This is a genomic window from Devosia insulae DS-56 (assembly GCF_000970465.2).
Lineage (GTDB): Bacteria > Pseudomonadota > Alphaproteobacteria > Rhizobiales > Devosiaceae > Devosia_A > Devosia_A insulae.
Window position 1 is genome coordinate 1 of the sequence record NZ_LAJE02000303.1, and the last position, 3,540, is coordinate 3,540.

Genomic DNA, 3,540 nt, shown 5'->3' on the forward strand with positions numbered 1-3,540 from the left:
CGCAGCCATCGGGCCGGCCGGTACCGCGTGCGGCGAGCGCGGTGCGGATAGCGAGGAACTCGGCAGGCGCGGTGGGATCGTTCAGCTCACGCATGCGGTTGCGCTCGGCAGCGAGCACGCGATCGCCTTCGACGATGACCGCACCAACCGGGGCCTCGCCGGCTTGGGCGGCGGCTTCGGCGAGAGCGACGGCCTGGTCCATAGGGGTGGGCATGGCGGGTGTTTAGCACCCGTCATTGCGAACAACCACTGGGTGATGGCGAAGGGCGTGGCAGTGGCGGCGGCGCATCGCTACATTCTCCGTTCAGGAGAATCGCCTTGCCCATCCGCCAGCTTCCCGAAGATCTGATCAATCGCATCGCCGCGGGCGAGGTGGTCGAGCGGCCGGCGAGCGTGGTAAAGGAACTGGTCGAGAACGCCATCGATGCCGGCGCCAGCCGGGTGCACATCACCACCGCCGGCGGCGGGCAGAGCCTGATCCGGATCGAGGATGATGGCATCGGCATGGATGAGGCCGACCTGGTGCTGTCGGTCGAGCGGCACGCGACATCGAAACTGGCCGATGACGGGCTCGAGGATATCCGGACTCTGGGATTTCGCGGCGAGGCGCTGGCTTCGATCGGAGCCGTGGCGGAGCTCGGCATCGCGTCGCGCCGGGCCGAGGACACGAGCGGGCTGCGGATCGCGGTCAAGCACGGGGCGAAGTCGCGGCCGGTACCGCTGGCGATGAACCGCGGCACCATCGTCGAGGTGCGCGAGCTGTTCGGCAACGTGCCGGCGCGGCGGAAGTTCCTGAAGACCGAGCGCTCCGAGGCCGGCGCGATCACCGACATGGTGAAGCGGCTGGCCATGGCCAACCCGCACGTGCAGTTCGTGCTCGAGGGGGCCGACCGCACCACCTCGAACTGGCCGGGGCGTGAGGGCGACGGGGCGCTCAGGGCGCGGCTCGGCGACGTGATGGGCGGGGATTTCGGCGACAACGCCGTGCCGCTGGCAACGATGCGGCACGGCATGGTGGTGACCGGACTCGCCGGGCTGCCGACCTATACGCGGGCCAATTCGCTAAGCCAGTATTTCTTCGTCAACGGCCGGGCGGTGCGCGACAAGGTGCTGGTGGGCGCCATCCGCGCCGCCTATGCAGATTTCGTGTTCCGCGACCGCTTCCCGGTGGCGGCGATCTTCCTCGCGGTCGATCCGGCGGACGTGGATGTGAACGTCCATCCGACCAAGGCGGAGCTGAGGTTCCGCGACCCCGGCGCAGTGCGCGGCGCGTTGATCCGGGCGATCACCGAGGCGCTGGATGCAGCGGGGCATCGGGCGGCCAGTACGGTGGCCGAGGATGTGGTGCAGGCGTTCCGCGTACCGGAATATGAGGCGGCACCGGTAAGAACGACGGCGGGTTGGACCGCCCCCTCCACCAGCTTTGCTGGGGCCCCTCCTCCGCCGCGCGGGGCAGCATCACCGAGCGAGCGGTTTGTGGGCTTTGCCGAGCCCAGTGCTCGCTATGAGGTGTTTGAGACTGCACCCATCGCCGAACCGGTGGAGTATCCGCTGGGGACGGCGCGGGCGCAGATGTTCGACAACTTCATCGTGGCGCAGAACGGCGACAGCCTGTTGCTGGTCGACCAGCACGCAGCGCATGAGCGGCTGGTATATGAGCGGTTCAAGGCGCAGTTGGCGGCCGGCCCGGTGGCGAGCCAGATGCAGCTGATCCCGGTGGTGATCGAGCTCAGCGAAGACGATTGCGGGCGGCTCGAGGACGCGGCGCCGACGCTCGAGCGGCTGGGGCTCTATCTCGAACGGTTCGGGCCGCGCGCGGTGGCCGTGCGCGAGACCCCGGCGCTGCTCGGGCAGGCCGATATCGATGGGCTGGTACGCGATCTCGCCGATGGGCTGGCGGAATGGGACAGCTCGGCGGCGTTGGCCGACCGGCTGGAGGCGATCATCGGGCGCATGGCCTGCCATGGCTCGGTGCGCTCAGGGCGGCGCCTCAGGGTCGAGGAAATGAACGCGCTGCTGCGCGAGATGGAGACGACGCCGCATTCGGGCCAGTGCATCCATGGACGGCCGACCTATGTGGAGCTGAAGAAAGCCGATATCGAGCGGCTGTTCGGGCGGACGCGGTAGGCGTTCAGGCCCGACCCAGGGTTTCGACCAGCTTGCCGATCCGGCGGGTGCGCACCTCGGGCGTCTTTGCCGCTTCGATATCGCGAACGTGCTTGGCCTTGAGGCCGAAGGGCAGCTTGTCGAAGCCAGCACGGGCTACCGGATCGCCGTCGAGGGCAGCCTTGAGGTCATCCGGCTCCTCGACCTCGCGCTGCGCAGTGTCGAGGGTGATGTCGATCTCGACGGTCTGGCCTGCTTCGATGCCGGCCGCGGTGCGTTGGGCGGCGCTGATGCCGACCAGGCGCTGGCCGTTCTTGATGGCGACGCGGCTGCGCCAGCTATGGCCATTGATGGTGATCGATATCGGCGGTCGCGCTTCGGGTCCGAGCGAGCGCATGACGTCGTCGGGGAGTTCGACGGCGGTGGCATTGCCGGACGGGATGACGACGGCGCGGAACTGCATCGCTTGCCTCACTGCGCGCGGATGAAGTGGACCGCCGCCGCACCATAGGCGCGGCGATCATCTATGGTGAAGCCCTGGGGGAGCGCCAGTTCGACGTCGGCTCTTTCTTCCAGCACGATCGTTGCGTCCCTGGCGAGCCAGTTGCCCTCGCGCAGCGACACCAGCGCCTGCTCGCCCAGCCCCTTGGCGTAAGGCGGGTCGAGGAACACCAGGTCGAACGGGCCCAGGGTGCCGGCCGGACCGAGCGCGGTGGCATCACGGCGGAGCAGCTTGGCGATACCGGCGATGCCGAAGGCTTCGATGTGGTCGCGGATGATGCCGCGCGATTCGGCGCCGTTATCGACGAACACCGCGCCCGAGGCGCCGCGCGAAAGGGCTTCGAGGCCGAGCGCGCCGGTGCCGGCGAAGAGGTCGAGCACCTTCACCCCATCGAGATGCACGCCGATGCGGCTACTGAGGATGTTGAACACCGATTCGCGGGCCCGGTCGGAGGTCGGGCGGATGCTGTCGTCCGAAGGCGACAGCAGCGCCTTGCCGCGAAACTTGCCGGCGACGATGCGCATTGGTTACTCGCGCGGCTTCTTGGGTCCACGGGGACGGTCACCGGCCGGACGGCCGGAGCCGCCGGGACGACCACCGCCAGACGGACGGCCGGCACCACCCGACGGCTTGCCGTAGGGCTTTCCACCAGTGCCACCGGGCTTGCCGGAGAACGGCTTCTTGTCACCAAAGCTGCGCGGCTTGTCACCGAACGAACGGGCCGGACGGTCACCGCCATCGCGCGGACGATCGCTGGAAGGGCGATCGCCGCGGGGCGGGCGCGTGCCATAGGGCTTCTTGTCACCAAGCGGACGGCTGTTGCTGCGCTCGCGGTCGCCAGCATTGGAGTTGCGCGGGGCGTAGGGGCGCTTATACACATATCCGAGACCACGAGTCAGGCAGAAAGATCGTATGCCGTCATCTGCTTGAAA

At 68.4% G+C, this 3,540-nt stretch carries 4 protein-coding genes and 1 pseudogene; 1 reads left to right on the plus strand and 4 read right to left on the minus strand.

The features are described from left to right. Positions 1–214: deaminase (locus VW23_RS21215; RefSeq protein WP_244513689.1), on the minus strand; the 214-nt coding region annotated here is incomplete at its 3' end. Positions 215–318: 104 nt separating this feature from the next. Between VW23_RS21215 and mutL the strand changes: the two genes are divergently transcribed. After that, positions 319–2,127 carry a DNA mismatch repair endonuclease MutL gene (gene mutL / locus VW23_RS21220; RefSeq protein WP_069911502.1) on the plus strand — a complete coding sequence of 603 codons (1,809 nt, stop codon included), beginning with the start codon at positions 319–321 and terminating at the stop codon, positions 2,125–2,127. Positions 2,128–2,131: 4 nt separating this feature from the next. Here mutL and VW23_RS21225 read toward each other — a convergent pair whose 3' ends face one another. The 3 genes and pseudogenes from VW23_RS21225 to VW23_RS28665 form a co-directional block, all read right to left on the minus strand. Further along, positions 2,132–2,569, minus strand: a complete 438-nt coding sequence (locus tag VW23_RS21225; protein WP_069911503.1) for a YdeI/OmpD-associated family protein — start codon at positions 2,567–2,569, stop codon at positions 2,132–2,134. An 8-nt stretch (positions 2,570–2,577) separates the two neighbouring features. Next, positions 2,578–3,132 (minus strand): 16S rRNA (guanine(966)-N(2))-methyltransferase RsmD, encoded by a 555-nt coding sequence (gene rsmD / locus VW23_RS21230; RefSeq protein WP_069911504.1) that lies wholly within the window; start codon positions 3,130–3,132, stop codon positions 2,578–2,580. 3 nt (positions 3,133–3,135) lie between these two features. Continuing rightward, positions 3,136–3,540: pseudogene (locus tag VW23_RS28665) on the minus strand (hypothetical protein); the annotation flags it as partial.

Bases quoted from the DNA above. Each gene is read 5' to 3' on its own strand.
- VW23_RS21225 (WP_069911503.1), bottom strand. From the start codon at position 2,569: ATGCAGTTCCGCGCCGTCGTCATCCCGTCCGGCAATGCCACCGCCGTC.
- rsmD (WP_069911504.1), bottom strand. From the start codon at position 3,132: ATGCGCATCGTCGCCGGCAAGTTTCGCGGCAAGGCGCTGCTGTCGCCT.